The sequence below is a fragment of the Mastigocoleus testarum BC008 genome, from assembly GCF_001456025.1.
Taxonomy (GTDB): domain Bacteria; phylum Cyanobacteriota; class Cyanobacteriia; order Cyanobacteriales; family Nostocaceae; genus Mastigocoleus; species Mastigocoleus testarum.
In genome coordinates this window covers 172,149-194,035 of the sequence record NZ_LMTZ01000140.1, presented here as the reverse complement: position 1 = coordinate 194,035, position 21,887 = coordinate 172,149, and the positions used below count along the sequence as shown (strand labels likewise).

17 protein-coding genes are annotated in these 21,887 nt (G+C 37.3%); 9 read left to right on the top strand and 8 right to left on the bottom strand.

Going from position 1 to position 21,887, the window contains the following annotated elements; genetic code table 11:
* Window positions 1-165 precede the first annotated feature (165 nt).
* Window positions 166-2,667 carry a DNA gyrase subunit A gene (gene gyrA / locus BC008_RS37745; protein WP_027838861.1) on the top strand — a complete coding sequence of 834 codons (2,502 nt, stop codon included), beginning with the start codon at window positions 166-168 and terminating at the stop codon, window positions 2,665-2,667.
* 613 nt (window positions 2,668-3,280) lie between these two features.
* On the top strand, window positions 3,281-3,460 hold the full coding sequence (locus BC008_RS37740; protein ID WP_027838860.1) for a chlorophyll a/b-binding protein: 180 nt from the start codon (window positions 3,281-3,283) through the stop codon (window positions 3,458-3,460).
* Window positions 3,461-3,595: 135 nt separating this feature from the next.
* Here the strand turns inward: BC008_RS37740 and rpoD are convergent, their stop codons facing one another.
* Both rpoD and gyrB read right to left on the bottom strand, forming a co-directional pair.
* Window positions 3,596-4,765: an RNA polymerase sigma factor RpoD gene (gene rpoD, locus BC008_RS37735; RefSeq protein ID WP_027838859.1), complete on the bottom strand. Its 1,170-nt coding sequence runs from the start codon at window positions 4,763-4,765 to the stop codon at window positions 3,596-3,598.
* A gap of 2,151 nt (window positions 4,766-6,916) precedes the next feature.
* Complete coding sequence (gyrB, locus tag BC008_RS37730; protein WP_027838858.1) at window positions 6,917-8,854, bottom strand: DNA topoisomerase (ATP-hydrolyzing) subunit B; 1,938 nt, start codon at window positions 8,852-8,854, stop codon at window positions 6,917-6,919.
* A 342-nt stretch (window positions 8,855-9,196) separates the two neighbouring features.
* Here gyrB and miaA point away from each other — a divergent pair, with 342 nt between their 5' ends.
* The 5 genes from miaA (at window position 9,197) to BC008_RS37705 (ending at window position 15,035) form a co-directional block, all read left to right on the top strand.
* Entirely contained in the window at window positions 9,197-10,144 is a 948-nt protein-coding gene (gene miaA, locus BC008_RS37725) for a tRNA (adenosine(37)-N6)-dimethylallyltransferase MiaA (protein ID WP_027838857.1), read from the top strand.
* A gap of 109 nt (window positions 10,145-10,253) precedes the next feature.
* Entirely contained in the window at window positions 10,254-10,988 is a 735-nt protein-coding gene (locus BC008_RS37720) for a GDSL-type esterase/lipase family protein (protein ID WP_036262343.1), read from the top strand.
* Between the two features lie 180 nt (window positions 10,989-11,168).
* On the top strand, window positions 11,169-12,647 hold the full coding sequence (glcD, locus tag BC008_RS37715; RefSeq protein WP_027838855.1) for a glycolate oxidase subunit GlcD: 1,479 nt from the start codon (window positions 11,169-11,171) through the stop codon (window positions 12,645-12,647).
* A 373-nt stretch (window positions 12,648-13,020) separates the two neighbouring features.
* Window positions 13,021-14,265: a glycoside hydrolase family 10 protein gene (locus BC008_RS37710; RefSeq protein WP_027838854.1), complete on the top strand. Its 1,245-nt coding sequence runs from the start codon at window positions 13,021-13,023 to the stop codon at window positions 14,263-14,265.
* Window positions 14,266-14,456: 191 nt separating this feature from the next.
* Window positions 14,457-15,035, top strand: coding sequence for a hypothetical protein (locus BC008_RS37705; RefSeq protein ID WP_027838853.1), 579 nt, complete (start codon window positions 14,457-14,459; stop codon window positions 15,033-15,035).
* Window positions 15,036-15,115: 80 nt separating this feature from the next.
* On the opposite strand, the gene BC008_RS37700 is transcribed toward BC008_RS37705, so the two are convergent.
* The 3 genes from BC008_RS37700 to BC008_RS37690 all read right to left on the bottom strand — a co-directional run bounded on the left by BC008_RS37700 (window position 15,116) and on the right by BC008_RS37690 (window position 17,054).
* Window positions 15,116-16,015, bottom strand: a complete 900-nt coding sequence (locus tag BC008_RS37700; RefSeq protein ID WP_027838852.1) for an MBL fold metallo-hydrolase — start codon at window positions 16,013-16,015, stop codon at window positions 15,116-15,118.
* Window positions 16,016-16,026: 11 nt separating this feature from the next.
* On the bottom strand, window positions 16,027-16,410 hold the full coding sequence (panD, locus tag BC008_RS37695; protein ID WP_027838851.1) for an aspartate 1-decarboxylase: 384 nt from the start codon (window positions 16,408-16,410) through the stop codon (window positions 16,027-16,029).
* A 128-nt stretch (window positions 16,411-16,538) separates the two neighbouring features.
* Window positions 16,539-17,054: an inorganic diphosphatase gene (locus BC008_RS37690; RefSeq protein ID WP_027838850.1), complete on the bottom strand. Its 516-nt coding sequence runs from the start codon at window positions 17,052-17,054 to the stop codon at window positions 16,539-16,541.
* Window positions 17,055-17,317: 263 nt separating this feature from the next.
* Here BC008_RS37690 and BC008_RS37685 point away from each other — a divergent pair, with 263 nt between their 5' ends.
* Window positions 17,318-17,863: a GNAT family N-acetyltransferase gene (locus BC008_RS37685; RefSeq protein ID WP_027838849.1), complete on the top strand. Its 546-nt coding sequence runs from the start codon at window positions 17,318-17,320 to the stop codon at window positions 17,861-17,863.
* 134 nt (window positions 17,864-17,997) lie between these two features.
* On the opposite strand, the gene BC008_RS37680 is transcribed toward BC008_RS37685, so the two are convergent.
* On the bottom strand, window positions 17,998-18,597 hold the full coding sequence (locus BC008_RS37680) for a 5-formyltetrahydrofolate cyclo-ligase (RefSeq protein WP_036262341.1): 600 nt from the start codon (window positions 18,595-18,597) through the stop codon (window positions 17,998-18,000).
* Between the two features lie 243 nt (window positions 18,598-18,840).
* Here BC008_RS37680 and BC008_RS37675 point away from each other — a divergent pair, with 243 nt between their 5' ends.
* A complete protein-coding gene (locus BC008_RS37675) occupies window positions 18,841-19,251 on the top strand; it encodes a GNAT family N-acetyltransferase (protein WP_027838848.1) in 411 nt (136 codons plus the stop codon).
* Between the two features lie 103 nt (window positions 19,252-19,354).
* Here BC008_RS37675 and BC008_RS37670 read toward each other — a convergent pair whose 3' ends face one another.
* Window positions 19,355-20,311: a GDP-L-fucose synthase family protein gene (locus BC008_RS37670; RefSeq protein ID WP_027838847.1), complete on the bottom strand. Its 957-nt coding sequence runs from the start codon at window positions 20,309-20,311 to the stop codon at window positions 19,355-19,357.
* 99 nt (window positions 20,312-20,410) lie between these two features.
* Complete coding sequence (gmd, locus tag BC008_RS37665; RefSeq protein ID WP_027838846.1) at window positions 20,411-21,490, bottom strand: GDP-mannose 4,6-dehydratase; 1,080 nt, start codon at window positions 21,488-21,490, stop codon at window positions 20,411-20,413.
* Window positions 21,491-21,887 lie beyond the last annotated feature (397 nt).

The window sequence follows — 21,887 nt, the reverse complement described above, 5'->3', positions numbered from 1 at the left end:
ATCTAGTTGGACTCGATCGAGGATAAAATTACTGATTTTTGTTTTGAAAGCATCAATATTTTGTAATGAACGCCACTTCATCCGCTATGCTGTGGTTTATGCTGTGGTTGCTGCTATGTCAATTTGTCGCGATTGTTGTGTAGTTAAATTTCAGGTCAAAAACTCATGGCAAAACAATTAAACCTTCTCTCACCGGGACAGGTGATCGTCACAGCCCTGCACACCGAGATGCAACAATCGTATCTCGAGTATGCCATGAGTGTGATTGTGGGGCGAGCACTACCGGATGTGCGTGATGGCTTAAAACCAGTTCACAGGCGAATTTTGTATGCAATGCATGAATTGGGGTTGATACCAGATCGCCCTTATCGTAAATGTGCTCGTGTAGTGGGGGATGTATTGGGTAAATATCATCCCCACGGCGATCAGGCTGTGTATGATGCACTAGTCAGGCTAGTACAAGATTTTTCTAGTCGCTATCCTTTGCTTGCCGGACATGGTAATTTTGGTAGCGTGGACAACGATCCACCTGCTGCAATGCGTTATACCGAAACCCGCCTTGCACCTGTGAGCCATGAAGGAATGCTTTCGGAAATCGGGGAAGAAACAGTAGAGTTTATCCCCAATTTTGATAATTCCCAAGCAGAACCAACGGTATTACCAGCACAGTTACCTTTTTTGTTACTCAATGGTTGTGCTGGAATTGCGGTTGGAATGGCAACAAATATTCCACCACACAATCTCAGTGAAGTTGTAGATGGGTTAATTGCCTTAATTGATAACCCTAACCTCTCTGATGAGAAATTATTTGAGTTGATTCCAGGACCCGATTTTCCCACTGGTGGGGAAATTGTCGGTAAATCAGGAATTCATGAAGCTTATAAAAGCGGTAGAGGAAGTATTTTACTGCGGGGAGTAGCCCAAATTGAGGAAATACCAGGTGGACGTGGAAGCAAACGTCGAACAGCAATTGTAATTACTGAATTACCTTACCAAGTAAATAAAGCAGGTTGGATTGAAAAAGTTGCTGATTTCGTCAACCACGGTCGGCTGCAGGGTATTGCTGATATTCGTGATGAAAGCGATCGCGAAGGAATGCGAGTCGTAGTAGAATTAAAGCGGGATACAAACCCCCATGAAGTTCTCCAACGTTTGTACCAATTAACTGCACTGCAAGGTAATTTTGGCGTTACACTTTTGGCTTTGGTAGAGGGTCAACCTCGACAATTATCGCTACGACAAGTTTTACATGAATTTCTTAAGTTTCGAGAGCATACTCTTAATCGTCGTTATACCTACGATCTGCAGAAAAAACAAAGCCGCTTACATTTAGTATCTGGCTTACTCAAAGCTTTGGTAAATATTGATTTAGTAATAGAGGTTTTGAGGTCTGCGGCTGATGGTAGTACGGCAAAAATGACTCTTGCAAACGAACTAGATTTAACCCAAGAACAAGCTGATGCTATTTTGGCAATGCCATTGCGACGCTTAACAAATTTGGAACAACAGAACTTACAACAGGAGTCAGAAGAGTTAGAAGCACAGATAAATACATTACAAAAATTACTTAATGACCGTCGGGAACTACTTAAGGCACTTAAGAAAGATTTACGTTCTCTCAAACGTAAATATAGTGACCCCCGTCGTACTAAAATCATAGAGAGTTATAAACCTAATTCTCCTCAAGGGGCAAATAAACAAAAAAATTCCAGGGGACAAATTTCATCACTGCAAGTACCACCCCAAGAAGTAAGATTGGAATTTACCCAAAGAGGATATGTGCGAAGACTTCAGAATACAGGGAAGAAGTCAAAAGCTGAAAGTGCAATGCCCGATAACGACTTTGTAATCGAAAGTACGATCGCTAATACCCAAGAAGATTTACTCGTTATTACCAGCGGAGGTAAAGTATATCCAATTAGTGTAAGTGATATTCCTCGTAGCAGTGGAAGATCCGCAAGGGGAACTCCTTTAATAACTTTACTTAGTCCAACTGCACAGAGTACTCAGGAAAACATTATCAATCGTTTTATTCTCCCAGAAAACCCTGAAAATAGTGAAATAATTCTTGTCACTCGACAGGGGAGAATTAAACGTCTTTCCGTTGCTGAAATCTCTAACCTTACCCGTCGTGGTGTCACCATTATTAAACTCAAAGATGACGACGAATTGCTATGTGCCCAATTTATTAGCGCAGGGGAACAATTAATTTTGGCAAGCTCTGGCGGAAGATTGCTGCGCTTTGAAGTCAACGATGAAGAAGTATCGGTGATGGGGCGAACTGCTATGGGTTTACAGGGGATGCGTTTAGGCAAACAACAAAAATTAATTGCTTGTGTCAAATTAGTTGTGGGTAAAAATTTACTATTAGTAACGCAACAAGGGTATGCAAAGTGCATTAATCTCAGTAGAGTAAAATTGGCTCATCGAGGTGATTTAGGGGCTCAATCTCTGAAGTTTGCAGTTAAGACAGATAATTTAGCTGGTGTTGTTCAAACAACTAACGATACTGAAGTTGGTCTAGTAACTAACCATCAACGTCTAGTCAGGTTGTCCGTTGAAAATATTCCTCCGTCTAAGAAAGATGACAAAGGAAAAATGAGTGTGCAACTGAACCGTGATGAACAAGTAATTACGGCAATCCCAATGAAAACTAATAAAAATTAAATTAACCCCCGTTAACGAAACGGGGGTTAACTAATTAATGGTCGCAACGACTAAGAATGATGGTAACTATAACTGCGCTGCGTTTATATCAAATCTACCAACGCCGTAAATAAATCTACTATACAGACGACAACAAACAAAATCCAGAACTAATAACACACAGCAATTGATATTTTATATGCCCCTCCCTATACGTTGGTGGGGCTAGATACTTATATTCTCATTCTCAAATATATAGCAACACACACCTCGTTTAGGACATCATATTTTGATTCAAAGGGAACAGGGAACGGAGAATAGAAAAATCGAAAACGTCCTGAAAATTATGGCGACTGCTATAGTACTCAAAACTGACCAGTATGAGTCGGTATATTATCTTTTAATTACGAAACCTAAACAATTTACATCAATCTTGAAATAAAGCTAGTGCGAGCGGTTTTTCATTGGCTCTATCCAGGGGATGATACTTATCTAATCATCACTAAATTATATATATGTCAAGGTTGAGTCATAAAAATATAAAATTACATGGCACATTAGATTGTTTGTGTTATAAAATTTAACTTAAGTAATTAAAACTTTACTTAAGTTAATTAATCTTGGAGCTCTAGTTATGACAGATTCAACTAAAACTGTTGCCCCCGTAGCAGAAGAACGCAATGCTTGGCGCTGGGGCTTTACTCCTCAAGCAGAAATCTGGAATGGTCGTTTAGCAATGATTGGTTTTGTGGCAGCTGCTCTAATTGAAGTATTTTCCGGACAAGGCTTTTTACACTTCTGGGGTATCCTGTAAATTTTCCAGCAATAATGTTTATTACATAAATTGTTACGTAAATAAAAAAAACTGGGAGTATTTATCAACTCCCAGTTTTTCATTTTGATAGACAAATAATATCGGGGCGCAGCTTGCTGCACCTCAACATATTTTTTAGCGAATATACTCTTTGAGAACGCTATTACGATTTGGATGGCGTAATTTACGCAGTGCTTTTGCCTCAATTTGACGAATACGTTCGCGGGTGACATTAAAAATTTGTCCAATTTCTTCGAGAGTCTTCATCCGACCGTCGTCTAAGCCATAACGTAGTCTGAGAACATCTCTTTCGCGAGGACTGAGACTATCAAGTACCTTTTCTAAATCTTCTCGAAGAAGATTTTTAGATACCTGATCTTCCGGTGTTTCACCATCAGACTCGATGAAGTCACCTAACCGAGAATCTTCTTCTTTACCAATTGGTGTTTCCAGAGATATTGGTAGTTGGGCTGACTTGGCGATAAATCGCAACTTTTCAATGGTCATTTCCATTCTGGTTGCAATTTCTTCCTCAGTGGGTTTGCGTCCCATTTCTTGAGAAAGAAGCTTAGTTGTCTTCTTAATTCTAGAAATAGTTTCATAAAGGTGGACTGGAAGACGGATAGTACGAGATTGATCGGCGATCGCTCTTGTTATTGCCTGACGAATCCACCATGTTGCATAGGTAGAAAACTTATAACCTTTTTCATGGTCAAATTTCTCAGCAGCACGAATTAAACCAAGACTACCTTCCTGAATTAAATCTTGGAAAGATAAGCCGCGATTCATATATTTCTTGGCAATTGAAACTACAAGGCGTAAGTTGGACTGCACCATCTTATCTTTTGCCCTGCGACCAATATGAAGGCGATAGCGAAATTGTGGTAAAGGTATCTGCACAGCTTGTGCCCACTCGCTATCTTGAGGTTCGCGATCTAACTGTTGTGAAAGTTTTTCGCGAACTCGTTCCATTTCGAGTAAATCAGCAATTTTTCTCGCTAATTCAATCTCTTCATCCGCTCTCAGTAAGCGAATGCGACCTATCTCTTGTAAGTAAAGACGAATCGAATCCTCAGTGTAATGCTTCTTCTTTGTTTGCGAACGGCGACGCGATTTTGCGGCTTTTCCAGACTTAGCGTCCTCTTCAGACTGAGGGCCTAAAAATTCTTCCTCATCGCCTTCCTCGCCGATCAGCAAATCATCTTCTTCAGCGACTAAAAGTTCATCCAATCCAATTTCCGCTCGTTCGATCATTTCCAGATCAGGCTGATAAATGTTTTCGAGTACGTTGTTAGCCTGGTTCATGCCGCGTTCCTCATGCTCCTTGCAGAATCAATTACTCAATTTGTGTTTACTGCTCTTATTAACTGAGCTATTTGCCTTCTTAATTTCGAAGGCTATCTTTAACGATTAACCTAGATTAATTCTTGGAATTTGTTGCTCCAGAGATTACGCAAAAAATTAATTATGTGACGCAATCAATTTAAAAAGAAGCTTTATCCCAGTATTAAGGTAGATACCATTTATGCTGTTTGACAACACCTGTTTTTAACTAAGTTGGTCAAAAAAAAGACTCATCTTGATTAAAAATTTACCGTTCCATACAAACGAATATGGTTTTTGGTAGTTTTTCTGTAAAGACTGTTCCGATTGTAGCTTGTTTCACTGAAATTGCACTTTCTTTTTGTATGATATCCATAAAGTAATTAAGTAAGGTAAAGTAACTGTAGTAAAAAGATAAAGATATGGGCATTGAATACAGCCATTAACTCAAATCTTTTCCACTTCTTTCCTAAAGTGCAGTAATAATTTCGCTACATTCAAGCAATTTTTCGTTTCAGTCGTTACAGTCTTCTAAATAAAGAAGGAAAATGTAAACTACCTAGATATAAAGCATTTTATATCAGGTTTCTAAAATAGATTTTGACGATTCCATATTCGTACATACTTTAGAAATTCCCCATCTTTGTAGTTAGGTTTACCATATAACGAGAGATTTTTTTGGGCATATACAGACTATAGATAAGTAGATTGTGGTAAATTAATTTACCAATTTTTGACAAGACTCATCCATATTTTTTTGAACTTTAAGCAATAACAGTATCTGGCCATTGATGACATTATTGTAATAAAAGCCGAATTCCTCACGTTAAAATAGCGATTTGGTGTTGTCATAACTGATTATTGTATGAAGGCCTATTTAGGTTTTATCAATTCAGCCATATTCACACGTTAGCGCATTCTTGAAAATTCAACCTTATGAAACTTGACAAAGTTTTATCACTGTATACACAGATATTTTAATCAATCCGAATTAATTTGGCACTTAAGAATCCCGATATTAACCTAATTTTGGTAAAAGTGCATAGCAATTAATACCTGCATCATAATATTTTTGTGTCTGTGATTACCTGTTTATCTAATTTTAAAGTAAACTACTCTCCTAATGTTAATCTAATATACTTACGTATATAACTACGTACATACATCATTGTGAATTCTTGTAGAATATTTGCAATTAGTAATGAAGATGTTTCATTTTGAATAAATAGTGACGAAACAGACAATTAAGCGGCACAAACAGTTCCGAGAACATCTTAGTTTTGCAGAGTTATACGAGGTATACTCTGAATCTAGTTCCGTGTTAATTAAATTTATATGTCATACTAGTGAGTGTGCCAATTAATACGCATATTAGTGCTGAGCATACAGCTACAGGAAAATGCATTCCCCGTTCAACAGCAAATTTTCACTAAAATTAGCTAAAAATCTCACTTGGGAAATTTTTCAATCTCATCGAGAATGCTAATTACAGGTTACGACAAAAGGTGTAAGTTTAAGTACGATTGGGATCTGTTTTCATCTATAACAGGGGTATCAAAAGAACAAGAAGCTTGTTTTACTATATTTTTTGAATTCCTAATTTTTTGAATTCCTAAGTTATCGCTCTTTCATCACTCTCATTAGAGTAAAAAGTCAAATCCTTGCTACATAATACTTTTAGCCAAAAGTGATGGTTTTAGTCATGGTGTTAGAAAATAAAGCTCCAAACCCAGTCTCTGTTTGAAGTGAAAAAATTGTCTGACATTTTTACTTCTTGGACGCAGCAAGCTGTGAGGGGCACCGGAGGTGTTAGTACGCATCCCACGGATGTTAGCGTTGCTAGCGTAGCGTACCGTAGGTATTGCGTGACGTAGTCATACAGCAAGAGATGTCCAAACGCTGTAAGCGCTAACGTCGTAGACGCGGTAAAACCTAACCTATGAATAATAGTAATAGTAAACTTTTGGTCCTCTTGTTGTCCTATCTACTTTGACTTGTAAATTGCGCGTAAAGCTTATAAATGTTAATAACCGAGTAGATAAAAATTTTATATGAAAATAACAAGCAAAACCTATCCACATTCACAAGGTTTGGATAGGCTTGAATAGGAATACAATGATTTAATTTTTCTAATTAAATATCTAACTCAACAAGGTTGAGTTGACAGCCATATGTTTCAATAAATTCCCGTCGGGGTGCGACGCGATCGCCCATCAAAATAGTGAAAATACGATCTGCTTCAGCTGCATCTTCAATTTCAACTTGTTTTAAAGTCCGACTTTCAGGATTCATGGTTGTATCCCAAAGCTGTGCCGGCATCATTTCACCCAAGCCTTTGAAGCGTTGAATATTGTAATTAGCATTAGCTGGAAATTGACTAATAATTCTGTCTTTTTCGCGTTCATCATAGCAATAGTAATGATTGCGTCCTCGTTCTAATTTATATAGAGGAGGACAAGCAATGTAAATATAACCTTGCTCGATTAGGGCTTTTTGATAGCGATAGAAGAAAGTTAATAACAAAGTACGGATATGTGCACCATCGACGTCAGCATCAGTCATGATAACTATCCGATGGTAGCGGAGTTGGGAAACATCAAATTCTTCTCCCTTAACTCCCAAGCCCAAAGCAGCAATTAACGATTGAATTTCGTTATTTTTGTAAATTTTGGAATCATCTGTTTTCTCAATATTGAGGATTTTACCCCGAAGTGGCAAGATGGCTTGAAAACGTCTATCTCTACCTTGTTTAGCACTACCACCCGCAGAGTCACCCTCTACCAAGAAGATTTCTGACTCCTTTGGATCGCGAGAAGAACAATCTGCAAGCTTACCGGGTAAAGGTGAAGACTCCAATACAGATTTGCGTCGTACTAATTCCCGTGCATGACGGGCAGCTTCTGCAGCTTTGAATGCTTGAATGGCTTTATCTAGAATTAAATCGACAACACTAGGGTGAAACTCCAAATATTCAGTGAGAACTTCTCCCACCAAAGAATCAACAATTCCCCTAACTTCAGTATTACCAAGTTTAGTTTTGGTTTGTCCTTCAAATTCCGGTTCGGGGACTTTGACAGAAATCACACCGGTTAATCCTTCACGGACATGTTCGCCACTTAGATTAGAGTCACCATCTTTAAGTTTGTTTTTCTTGCGGGCAATTGTATTTAAAGTTCGGGTAAGAACAGCCTTTAAACCTTCAAGGTGAGTACCGCCATCCACAGTACGAATATTATTCGCAAAGCCCAAAATGTTATCGCTGTAGGCATCAGTACACCATTGCAATGCAACCTCGACCTGGACATTATTACGTTCTCCCTGAACAAAAATAATCTCCTCATGCAATGGCTGTTTGTCGCGGTTGATGTAGGCGATATATTCGCGAATTCCGCCTTTGTATTCGTAGGTTTCAACCTTTGGTACGTCGGCTCTAAGTAATTCTAAACGATTATCAGTAAAAGTTATTTTGACGCCTGCATTCAGATATGCTAATTCCCGCAGGCGACTGGCTAAAGTAATGTAATCAAATTCTGTGGTATGAGTAAATATCTGGTCATCAGGTTTGAAATTTACTCTTGTACCATGACGTGATTGTTTATCCGGTTGAACTTGCAATTCATTTGTTGGTACGCCACGTTCATAAAGTTGAGTGTGCACCTTTTTATCACGCCAAACTGTGACCTTTACCCATTCCGAGAGGGCATTAACCACAGATACACCAACCCCATGTAATCCTCCAGAAACTTTGTATCCACCACCGCCAAACTTACCTCCGGCATGCAGAACAGTTAATACAGTCTCCAAAGCTGACTTTCCTGTTTGCGGGTGGACATCTGTAGGAATACCTCTACCGTCATCTGTCACAGTAACAGAACCATCGACGTTCAGATCCACCTCCACATGGGTACAGTAACCTGCCAAAGCCTCATCGATTGAGTTATCGACCACTTCATAAACTAAGTGATGGAGTCCCTTCGGTCCTGTGCTACCGATATACATCCCCGGTCGTTTGCGGACGGGTTCCAGACCTTCCAGAACTTGAATCTGATCGGCACTGTAACTGCTCGTCATGAAAATTCTCCTGATTTGTGGGGTTGAAGTCGCCGCTGGGGCAGACAAGTTAAAAATACTCCCGAATTCTAGCACAAAAGCCTTGATGGCGAATTTAGACCTTTTTGAGAAGAATTTTTTTTAGGGGATGTACCCACCTTAAAATACCTTATAGCAACAGTCAGATCTAAAAAATAATAAAAATAATCAACATTTTTTTGGTCTGACTGCTAAGTGTTACTAGAATATGTTGAATTGTGAGGATATCAATAACCATCTTTGAATTGGAGATAATTCATAATTCTTAACTAATTGTTCATACTTGCCTAATTGTTTACTACTTAATTGTTTAACTGATTGCTGATGACTAAATTGATTGTGATTTGTGGTGCAACTGCAACTGGAAAATCTGGGTTAGCATTGGCTTTAGCGATGAGACTGGAAACAGTCATTTTGAGTGCTGATTCGCGTCAGGTTTATCGAGAATTTGATATTGGGACAGCAAAGCCAACACTTCTACAACAAAAATTAGTGCCCCACTATCTGGTGAATATTTGTGACCCAAGAGAAATTATGACGGTCGCAGATTTTCAGTTGTCGGCACAATCTTTAATATTAGAGCAACAGAATCGACCTACAGTAAAAGAAAAAGAAAAATATGGTAGCTCTTCACCATTATTTTTGGTTGGTGGTACTGGACTGTACATCAAATCCATCGTTCGTGGAATGAAGATTCCTAGAGTTGCACCTCATCCGGAATTGCGATCGCAATTGTACGATATTCCCCAACATCAACTCTATGGGATTTTAGAACAAGTTGACTCAATTGCAGCTCAAAAAATTCATCCGAATGATTCAGTACGTACAATTAGAGCATTAGAAGTATTTTATGTGACAGGCAAACAGATATCACAACAGCAGGGAGAAAATCCACCAAATTACCCGATTTTACAAATTGGTTTAGATTGTGAGTTGGATTATCTTACCAGTCGCATTGCTCAGCGTACCGAAAAAATGATTGCAGATGGGTTGGTTCAAGAGGTCGAAAATCTTTGCCACAAATACGGTACTGATTTACCTTTGTTGAACACCTTAGGATATCAAGAAATCAAACAATACCTCGCTGGAGATATTTCTCTCGAGTCAGCCAAAGAATTAACTGTTTTGCATACTAGACAATTTGCGAAGCGACAACGGACTTGGTTTCGTAAAGTACCTGACATTAAATGGTTTGACATTCAAAGTTCAGATTTACAAGAACAAGTTTGGCTTACTGTCCAGGAATTTCTAGCAAAGTCAGTTCGAGAATGAGTAAAGTTGCGAAAATATACAGTATTTTCTATTATTTTTATACTAAAGTTTTTTCTCGATTAGTAATTATAAATTACCCATTACGAATAGTCATAAAACAAGTAAAATAATGAAAATTATATTATTTATATCTATTAGTATAAATTTTTTATTAGTGTCAGTAATCAGTTTGATAATTATTAGAAAAGGTGGAATTGAATTTATTAATTCTCAACTCCAAAAATATCAAAAAAGTCATAATGAAATTGTGCATACACCTTACTATACTCACAAAAAAAGCCAATATGAAAAGTTACCTAAATCTGAATTGGATATTATTTTTCTGGGAGATAGTTTAACCGATGAAGGTGAATGGATAGAATTACTAGATAACCCTCATATTAGAAATCGTGGTATTTCTGGAGATACAACTAATAGAATTTTAGACCGTCTCGATAATATTGTGACAGGTAAACCCAATCAGATATTTTTGACCATCGGGATTAATGATTTTATTAATGAGAGTCGTTCTTCAGATTATATATTAGAAAAATATAAGGAAATTTTATCTCAGATTCATACACAAACTCCTAAAACAAAAGTAATCGTTCAAAGTGTTTTGCCTGTAAATAACCAAATATTAGGTTATTGGTACAGCAATCAAAATATAATCGGATTTAATTTTAAATTAGAAGAACTAGCTCAAGAATTTAACTACCAATATATAAATGTTTTTCCTAAATTATCTGACTCGCAAAATCAGTTAAATGCAAGATATACGAATGATGGATTGCATTTAAATGGTCATGCTTATTTGGTTTGGAGAGATGCTGTTAAAGAATATTTATCTACAGATCCAAGATAAAGATTTATCAGGTAAAAATATTCAAAGATAAATTATTTATCACAACATCGATAACCAGAAAAAATCGATCGTATCTTTTGATGTGCGATCGCAAAGATATTCCTAGTTTTAAATTTAGAATCATAATAAAAATGTAACAATTATAGTATCTTTGCCAATTCCTACTCCTCACCGAAAACCATGCTGACCCAGGATAAAACACAACGCAATTGGAAACCGATTATTAAAGAATTTCAAGCTGTTCTTGGTAAAAAAGGTGTAATTGAGCGTCGCGAAGAATTAATTACCTATGAATGTGATGGTTTAAGCAGCTATCGACAACGTCCAAATGTAGCAGTTTTACCCAGAACAACAGAACAAGTTGCAGCTGTAGTAAAAATATGTAATAAGTACTCCGTTCCCTTTATTGCTCGGGGTTCGGGTACTGGTCTATCTGGTGGTGCTTTACCGATTGAAGATTGCGTGTTGATTGTGACTTCTTTGATGCGACAAATCTTGAATATCGATTTAGATAATCAGCGCGTTATCGTACAACCAGGAGTAATTAATAATTGGGTAACCCAAGCGGTAAGTGGTGCTGGCTTTTATTATGCTCCGGATCCTTCAAGTCAAATTATTTGCTCAATTGGTGGTAATGTTGCAGAAAACTCTGGTGGAGTGCATTGTCTGAAATATGGTGTAACTACCAATCACATTTTAGAATTAAAAGTTGTTACTCCCACCGGAGAAATTGTGAATTTGGGGGGACAAGTCCCTGAAACCCCAGGATATGACCTCACCGGTGTGTTTGTTGGTTCGGAAGGTACGTTGGGTATTGCGACAGAAATTACGTTACGAATTCTCAAAACCCCTGAGTCGATTTGCGTATTACTAGCTGACTTTACCAGTGTAGAAGCTGCTGGTGCGGCTGTTTCTGATATTATCAGTGCCGGGATTATTCCTGGGGGTATGGAAATGATGGATAACATGAGCATCAACGCAGTAGAAGATGTTACCGCACTAAATGTATATCCTCGAGATGCTGTAGCAATATTGTTAGTAGAAATTGACGGCTTAGAAGTGGAAGTTAAAGTCAATAAACAGCGAGTTATTGATATTTGTAAGCATAATGGAGCGCGCAATGTCACAAGTGCTAGCGACCCAGAACAACGCCTTAAATTATGGAAAGGACGCAAAGCTGCTTTTGCTGCTGCGGGTCATTTAAGTCCAGATTATTACGTACAAGATGGTGTGATTCCTCGAACTCAATTACCATACGTATTAAAAGAAATTGAGTCTCTAAGTGAAAAATCTGGTTACAAAATTGCTAATGTTTTTCATGCGGGAGATGGTAACTTACACCCATTAATTCTTTACGATAACTCTGTGGAAGGTGCATTGGAAAAAGTTGAAGAAGTAGGGGGAGAAATTCTCAAACTTTGTGTAAAAGTAGGTGGTAGTATTTCTGGCGAACATGGGATTGGTGCTGATAAGCGTTGTTATATGCCCAATATGTTTACTAAAGCCGACCTAGATACAATGCAATTTGTCAGGGAAGTATTTAACCCCAAAGGTTTAGCTAATCCGGAAAAAATATTTCCTACACCTCGTACTTGTGGCGAAGCAGCAAGAACTGTTACTGAAAATAATCAAAAATTTGTCGGAGTAGACAGATATTAAATTCATTCGTTCTAATCAACTAGAACTAACGCAAAATTATGATAATAAGTGGTAATAAGATATTATCTTACTACCACATTATTTTTTATATATATAAGTACAAAATTAAAAATATAATTTATCTAGTATATATCAATAGATTCTCAAACAAATAGTTACTTCACTAATGAAAAATTTAGTTACAAAAGTAGAACATTACCTACAGCAAAGGACTAAAATGTTAAAGATTTGTTTTGAGTATAGGTATGTTAGGGCATAAATTAAAATTTTGTTCCCAGTGAATATCTGTCTTAAAAAACACCAAAATCAATGTTTGATATTGAATTTATTGTTGATCGAATTTCAATAATAAATTATCGAAAATAAATTAAAAATGAGTTATTCTGTCCGTCGCTTATTTAATTTTCTAATTTGTTTTGGATTAGTATTTAGTTTGATAATATTTTCTCTATTATCTTTACCTGTAACCTCTCAAGATGTTATTCCTCCTAAAAAAAACGAAATCAGGGGAGTATGGTTAACTAATGTTGCCAGTGGAGTTTTATATGTTCCTTGGGGTATAGATCGCGCTTTAAATCAATTGTCGACAGTTAAATTTAACACTGTTTATCCTGTGGTTTGGAATCGCGGATATACTTTTTATAATAGTAAACTGGCCAAACAAGTAACAGGAAGAACTGCAGAGCCTCTATTAAGATTATTACATTTTGGTCAAGATGTTTTACAGCAAATAATTACATTAGGGAATCAAAAGGATTTACGTGTAATTCCATGGTTTGAATATGGTTTTATGACACCTTCTAATTCTTCCTTAGCAAGATTTTATCCTCAATGGCTAACAACAGAAAATTCTGGAGAGAAAACAACACTTCATGGACCACAAGAACTGATTAAAATTTCATCTGAAGATTTCAGAGTAAGGCAATTTGTGCGTAGGTTTTTCCGTCAAGAAGCATGGTTGAATCCACTGCATCCTGAGGTGCAATCCTTTATCAAAGGACTAATTTTAGAGGTTGTGAAAAACTATGATGTGGATGGCATTCAGTTAGACGATCATTTTGGGATGCCGGTTACATTTGGTTATGATGAATTCACGATTAAACTATACCAAAAGGAGCATCAAGGTAAAAGTCCCCCAAATAATCCTTCAAATCCAGAATGGATGCGTTGGCGTGCGGATAAAATAACTAATTTTATGGCAGAAATAGTTAAAGATGTTAGATCTATCAAACCAAATATAATTATTTCTTTATCTCCTAATTCGAAACATTTTGCTTATAAAAACTACCTACAAGATTGGGAAACATGGGTAAATAAAGGTTTAATAGATGAATTAGTAATACAGGTATATCGTCATAATAAAAATGATTTTATTACTGAACTTAAACAACCAGCTTTACAATCAGCAAGTCAAAAGATTCCTGTTGGAGTCGGGATATTTACTGGAAATCCCCAAACTCCCATAGAAATGCGACAAATTCGAGAGCAAGTAAAGATAGTTCGCCAAAGTCAATTTAATGGGGTGTCATTTTTTTATTGGGAGACTTTATGGGGTTACATGACACCTGAATCACCCAAGCAGCGACGAAAGAATTTTTTAGAGCTTTTTTCTAAATAAAGAAAAGATATCTTGGAAATTGGTAGTTGTTAATCTTGTAATTCGTAATATGGCTGACGCCACGCTAGAGCCTAACACCAATACCACATGCAGGCTCTAGCTGCGCTACCTCCGGATCCGCTAACGTCACTAGTACGCGCAGCACGAAAGTAATTCGTAGTTGATTAAGATAAATCAAAATCAAAAATTAAATGCAATTAATTTTATTTATATTTTTATGGACCGCACTCACTGGAGGTAGTTTTGTCTTAAGTTTGATGCTGGTTGAAATTGGTTATCAACAAGATGTAGAAATATTAGGAGCAGTTTTCGGAGGGTTGATTATTGCCTCAGCACAAGCAATGATATTTCGTAAAAGTATATTGTTCGCTAGTTTATGGGTTTTATCTTCATTTGTTGCTTGGGGAATCATTTCTGTAATAGGTATTGGCGCTTTAGGGTGGTTTGTTATTAACACCTCAAATATATATTCGAGAATCATCTACGGCTTAATCCTCGGTGGTTTAGGAGGCTTAGGTGTTGGATCTGTACAATGGTTATTAATCCGTCAATACTTACCTTCTGCTTGGCGATGGATACTTATTTCTTGTATCTCCTGGGCTACAGGATTTGCGACGGGTTCTAGTTTAGGTTTAATCTTATATCGCTTCACCCAGTTATTCGTAGGTGAAGTGATAGGTTTAGCACTGACTTGGATAATAGTCGGTGCTTTAAGTGCAATTGAAATTTACAGATGGTTAAACTTGAAAAGTATTTTAAATGAAAATTAAGCTTTTCTATATTTAGTCTATATTTAGATTGAGCTAACTTTTTAAGAAGGTTGGCATTAAAGTAAACGAAAACTACAAATTCAAGTTATATTTACAACTAATCCTTCGTAAGCAATCAATGCTTTAGGGTAAATAGAATTAACTGCTGTTTGAATTTTGTCTAAACATTCATCATTATCATCTGGGTGATGCTGAGAAATTATTAAACTTTTTACCCCTGTATTTAAAGCTAAATCCGTAGCAGTCTGCCAATGTACGTCTACTTCTTGGTCTGTACGTATTGTTTGTGGGTTGTAAGTAGCGTTGGCAATCAATAAATCAACATTTTGGGTTAATTGTGCAATATGCTCGCACTCAGACTCATCGGCATTTGTATATAAGTCGGTAATATAAGCAACGTTATAATCTTGCCAGCTGATTCGATATCCAAGTGACTTTTGAGTTTTGTTAATCAATGCTGCAGTCACAGTAATATCATTAAGAGTAATGGTTTTACCTGAAGTTAAGTTATAAAACTGTAACTTTGATTGCATCACTTGTAATGGATACGGAAACAAAGGTTGCAACATTTGGTCGCATAAGCATTGTTTTATTGAAGCACCATTTGTTGCCGCCGTACCATAAATATGAAAACAATTATCCTTCACAAATGCTGGAGCAAAAAAAGGAAAACCTTGAACCCTGTTAGTTTGCGAATTAGTGAAAAATAAATGTGCTTCAATTGGTTTTTTTCCCTCAAGCCAACTTTTTCCTAGGACACGCAAGCCTGTACCAGCGTCCAAAACTAGATGCTGACCGTCGATATTAATCTCTATACAAGCAGTATTACCACCGTAGCGACGATTTTCGCTGTTTGGAGTTGGAATTAAACCCCGTACTCCCCAAAATTTGATGAAAAATTTCCCATCTTGGTTTTTACTTCCGGTAGTTTGCTCATCTGTTACGTAGTTCTGAGGATGTGACAGTTCTTGATTTGACATTTTCCTGAAAACTAGACATTATCGAGCAAGTCATCATAACGCCTCACTTCCAACAGTTGATTGTTTCGATTGACAATTACAACCTTTGGAGAGTGGGTTTTGAGTTCTTCAAAAGTGAACTGCCCGTAAGACATTATAATCAAGCGATCGCCTATAACGCCCTTACGTGCAGCAGCACCATTTAACTCAATCGCTCCGGAGTTGGATGGAGCAGGAATTGCATAGGTAATTAATCGTACTCCATTGGTAATATTTACAACTTGTACTTGCTCAAACGGGAGAATATCTGCTTTTTCCAAGAGCATTTGATCTATGCTTATACTTCCGACATAGTCTGGATTCGCGCCCGTTAGGGTGCAATCATGAATTTTTGCTAAAAGGAGCGTTCGTTGCATCTCTTTTAGATCTTTCCGTAATTGTAAATTTATGATTTGGTCAGTTAGTCAGGGAAAGTTATTTCTTTCCCTATTTACTGACTTTAGCTGCTTGAGAAACTTTTTAAGAATTTCCTTCTGTGATATCTTTAGCCCTTATTACCAGCAGCGATGCATTGCTCTACTAGGGGCATAACTTTATCCACATCTTGCCAACCCTTAATTTCTGTGATTTTCTTTTCCAAATTTTTGTAGGATCGGAAAAATTCAGCTATTTCATCCAATCGATGAGATGGTAAATCTTTAAGAGATTTTACGTTTACATAGCGCGGATCTTTGTCAGGAACACAAAGAATTTTTTCATCGCGATCGCCACCATCAATCATTTCAAGCATTCCAATTGGTCGTGCAGCAATCACACATCCAGGAAAAGTTGGCTCATCCATAATTACCATCCCATCAAGGGGATCGCCATCATCAGCCAAAGTATTTGGTACAAATCCATAATCGTATGGGTATTGTACTGAAGAATAAAGTACTCGGTCGAGGGCGAAAGCCTGGATATCTTTATCGAATTCGTACTTATTTTTACTACCGCCAGTAATTTCAACGAGAACGTTGATTATACCAGGTTTCGGCTGAGCCGGAATAAGAGATAAGTCCACAATAGTGCTCCTGAGCTATTAAATTCTTAATGAGTGGGCACACCCAAAGGCTCCCCTGTAGAATTCTAGGCTAATATGTCCTCGTGCCAAAGCCAAGTAGAAAATTAGGATGAAGAAAATTGAAGATTGCAGTTCGGGGATTAAATGCTAATTTCATTTAAGGTGGCAAAAATATTTGCATACTTATGACTTAGCTATATTAATCTTTGACTATTTACTATTTTTATCCCCTCAAAAAATTTAAATAAAGTGTACTAGTGGCTATGATTAGACAACCCACTTTGCAAACGCAAAGGTTAATCCTTAGACCTTTCATACTCGGTGATGCACCACAAGTGCAACGATTAGCAGGTGCATGGGAAATTGCTGATACGACCTTATCACTTCCCTACCCCTATGACGATGGAATGGCAGAGAAATGGATTAAAACTCATCTACCAGGTTTCAGGGAAGGAAGTCAAGTTATATTTGCGGTAGTAATACACGAAATCAATGCTTTATGTGGTGCAATTGGTTTGGGAATCAATCGAGAGAACTCCCGTGCAGAAATCGGCTACTGGATCGGTAAGCCTTACTGGGGAAAGGGTTACTGCACAGAAGCTGCCAAAGAAGTTTTAAGATATGGTTTTGAAGACCTAGGATTAAATCGCATTCATTCGAGTCATTTCTCCCGCAACCCTGCATCAGGAAAAGTAATGCAAAAAATAGGGATGATTCACGAAGGATGTCATCGCCAACATATATTGAAATGGGATAAATTTGAAGACTTAGAGCAATACGGAATCCTTAAAACTGATTGGTGTAAGTAATCTAAGTCATAGTCTTATGACCTGAAAACGAAAAATACTTTTGTGGTAGTAAAATAGCATTAGCATTCGACATGCTAGTCCTAGCACTATAAATCCCTGTAAGTTAGCAATCAAAAATAAGGATATGAATTCTCTCAAGTAAACTTCTGTAATCCTTTTTCTGTACAAATAGCTCCTAAGGGTTGGTCCCAGTCCTCAATTGGTATTTGTGGTAGATAAGCAAAGTCAAAAAGTATACCAATAGTTTGAATAGTTCGCCATTCAGGAGAACTCAATAAACGGTCATAATAACCACCACCATAACCTAAGCGATATCCTTTACGATCGCAAGCAACGCAAGGAACTAAGATTAAATTGACTTCTTGGGCACGTATTTTTGGTAGTTCGGGGTGAGGCTCTACAATACCATAAGCACCATTAATTACTGGATCGTCGTATTTCCAATGATGCCAATGAAGAGATTTACCAATGCACCTGGGAAATCCCCAGACCTTATCTAATTCAATATTTGCTCTGTTAAACAACAAAGAACTTAGATCGGGTTCTTGGCGAAAACTGAAATAAGCAAGAATAGTCTTAGCCTTACTCAATGCAGCAGAATTTTGTAAATGACAACAAATAAGATTGCTTTTTTCTCGCCATTCTTGTTTAGTCAAAGATCTACGAGTAGAAATCACAGATTGGCGTAATTTTAATTTTTGAACGCTATTTTTTTGATGATTAGCTTTATTCATAATTTTATTAAAAATATTAACAAACCTACAAATGCATGTTACGGACTGTAAGTTTCTTGTAATTAATACTGGTGCAATGAGTTATTTTGCCTAAATTAAATTTAAGTTAGGCTTTGAATTACAAATCTGATATTTTGATTGAGTTAGAATTTTGATCTAAGTTAAGAGTTGGTGTCTGTTATAAAAGTATATATAGATACAGTTTATTCTACAATAAATAATTATTTTGTAAATATTAAACCCATGACAGAAAGTAGAATTCAATATACAGAAACACGTAACTTTTGTATTGACAGTATATTGAATCTTTATAAAGCAAATGAGTGGTCAGCAGCAGAAAAACCTCAGCAATTATATGATGGCTTGATGAATTCTCATTATCTAGTTTCTGCATGGGATGACGATCTACTTGTTGGTTTAGGCAACGCTATTACTGACGGTTACTTAGTAGTTTACTACCCACATTTATTAGTTTTACCAGCATATCAGAAAAAAGGCATTGGGTATAATTTGCTGCAAAGATTAACTAGTAAATACAAGAATTTTCACCAACGCATTTTAGTCGCAGATAATGGCGCAGTAGGTTTTTATAAAAAATGTGGTTTTGAAAGAGCAGGAAAAACTCAACCAATGTGGATTTACCAAGGAAAGTGAATGGGTTGTAAGAGAGAGGAGACAGGACAAAGAAAGAAATAGTTTCCAATCTCTTAGTCCAATCTCCAATCCCTACTGATTCAAATCAAGCTACAAGTTTAAATCAAGCTACAAGCTGTGGAGCATTCTGACGATACCACTCAACAGTATTTTTGAGACCTTGCTTAAAATCTACTTGAGCAGTAAAGCCAAAGGCTTGTTTGGCTTTTTGAGTATCTAAACAGCGACGGGGTTGTCCATTGGGTTTATCAGTTTCCCAAACAATTTCACCCTCAAACTCCATCAACTCACAAATTAAGTCAATTAAATCGCGGATAGAGATCTCGTAACCAGTTCCCAAATTTACAGGATCGGACTCATTGTAATATTGAGTTCCCATAACGATACCCCGTGCAGCGTCTTCAGAGTAAAGAAACTCTCGGGTTGGACTACCATCTCCCCAAACAGGAATACGAGTGACCCCACTCATCTGAGCTTCATGCACTTTACGTATTAAAGCTGGAATAACGTGAGAACTTTTAGGATTGAAATTATCTTCTGGACCATACAAATTTACTGGTAAGAGATAGATACCATTAAAATCATACTGTTGACGATAAGCTTCTAATTGTACTAACAAAGCTTTCTTTGCAATACCGTAAGGAGCATTTGTCTCCTCCGGATATCCGTTCCATAAATTGTCTTCTTTGAATGGTACCGGAGTAAATTTGGGGTAAGCACAAATAGTACCAACACAAACAAATTTTTCTACCCCTGCTTCATAAGCCGCATGAATTAGCTGGGTTCCCATCATCAAGTTATCGTAAAATAACTCAGCAGGCTTTTCCCGGTTTAAACCAATACCACCGACATGAGCTGCAAGATGAATGATGATATCCCGTTGGTCTGCTGCTTGCTTGCAGTTTTCCATTACGCGCAAATCGCATTCGCGCGATCGAGGTACAGTAATTTTCTCGCGATTGGCTCCAGCTTTACACAGCTGTTCAATGACTTGATTTCCTAAAAAACCAGCCCCACCAGTGACGAGAATGCGTTTTTTCTCTAGCTCCAAGCATTTCATATTTTTATCCTGGTCGATATAAAACTTCTGTGGCTCCAAGCAGAAAGCGCAAAGCTATGAAGCTAAAACTCTAGCCCATAGCTGGGAGTTTAATAAAAATTACATATGCAGTGCACCGAGTTCTTGGCGAATCATGGCATTATCTTTAACAGATTCAGCAACTTGAGCATTGGGGGAAGTTAAACCTAGTGCTTTGAGATCTGCTTCTACCATTAAGGAAACTAATTGTTCAAATGTAACTGAAGGTTTCCAACCCAATTGCTCTTGTGCTTTAGTTGAATCACCAATTAATAAATCTACCTCAGCTGGCCTGAGATAGCGTTCATCAAACTTCACATAATCTTGCCAGTTAAGATTTACATAGTTAAATGCTATCTGTAAAAATTCTTTAACAGAATGGGTTTCCCCTGTGGCTATTACGTAATCATTGGGCTTTTCTTGCTGCAACATCATCCACATGGCCCTTACGTAATCCTTAGCATAACCCCAATCCCGTTTAGCATCCAGGTTACCCATGTAAAGGTCTTTTTGTTTTCCTGCAACAATACGTGCTACCGCCCTGGTTATTTTACGAGTAACAAAAGTTTCTCCTCTTCTAGGAGACTCATGATTAAACAAAATACCGTTGCACGCAAACATGTCGTATGATTCGCGGTGATTTACAGTTTGCCAGTGAGCATAAACTTTAGCACAAGCGTAAGGACTACGAGGATAAAAAGGAGTAGTTTCTTTTTGAGGAACAGCTTGTACTAAACCAAACATTTCTGAAGAACCAGCTTGGTAAAAGCGAACTTGGTTTCCAGTACGACCTTGATAGTCCCGAATTGCTTCTAGCAATCGCAATGTCCCCATTCCCACAGCATCAGCTGTATATTCAGGTGAGTCAAAGCTTACTCGCACATGAGACTGAGCCCCTAAATTATAAATTTCCGTGGGCTGAACTTCCTCGAGTATGCGACGCAAAGTCGTACCATCAGTCAAGTCACCATAATGAAGAAATAAACGTACACCTTGTTTGTGAGGATCTTCATAAATGTGATCTATGCGGTCTGTGTTAAAAGTTGAAGTACGACGGATAATTCCGTGAACTTCATATCCTTGTTCCAGCAAAAACTCGCTCAGATATGAACCATCTTGTCCTGTTATACCAGTAATCAATGCCCGCTTGTTTTGCATAATACTTGACGCTTCCTTATTTTCCCTAATAGTAAACTACTCGAACTAGGTATAAGTTAACAGGCTAAAATTTTATCTCCCACGTAAGACTTACCAGTTTTACGTACTTTATTTGGTATAACTTGCCTTTTCCCACGAGTAAATGTACTTAAGCAACTTTAAGTTTAACAACTTACCTATTTTGCATATTTATCAAATAAAGTGCTTATTTGATGGATACAAACTGTTTGATTTTCACGAAAACTTTATTAGTATATTCCTTTATATCAGAAATTTGCTAATTCACAATTACGCTTAGATGAAATTAAAAATTAAATTCAAATAACTAAAATTATTATTCGGGAAACTACAGCCTGTACTATCTGGGCCTGCTGGAAATCTACAATATCTTCTGATTAGA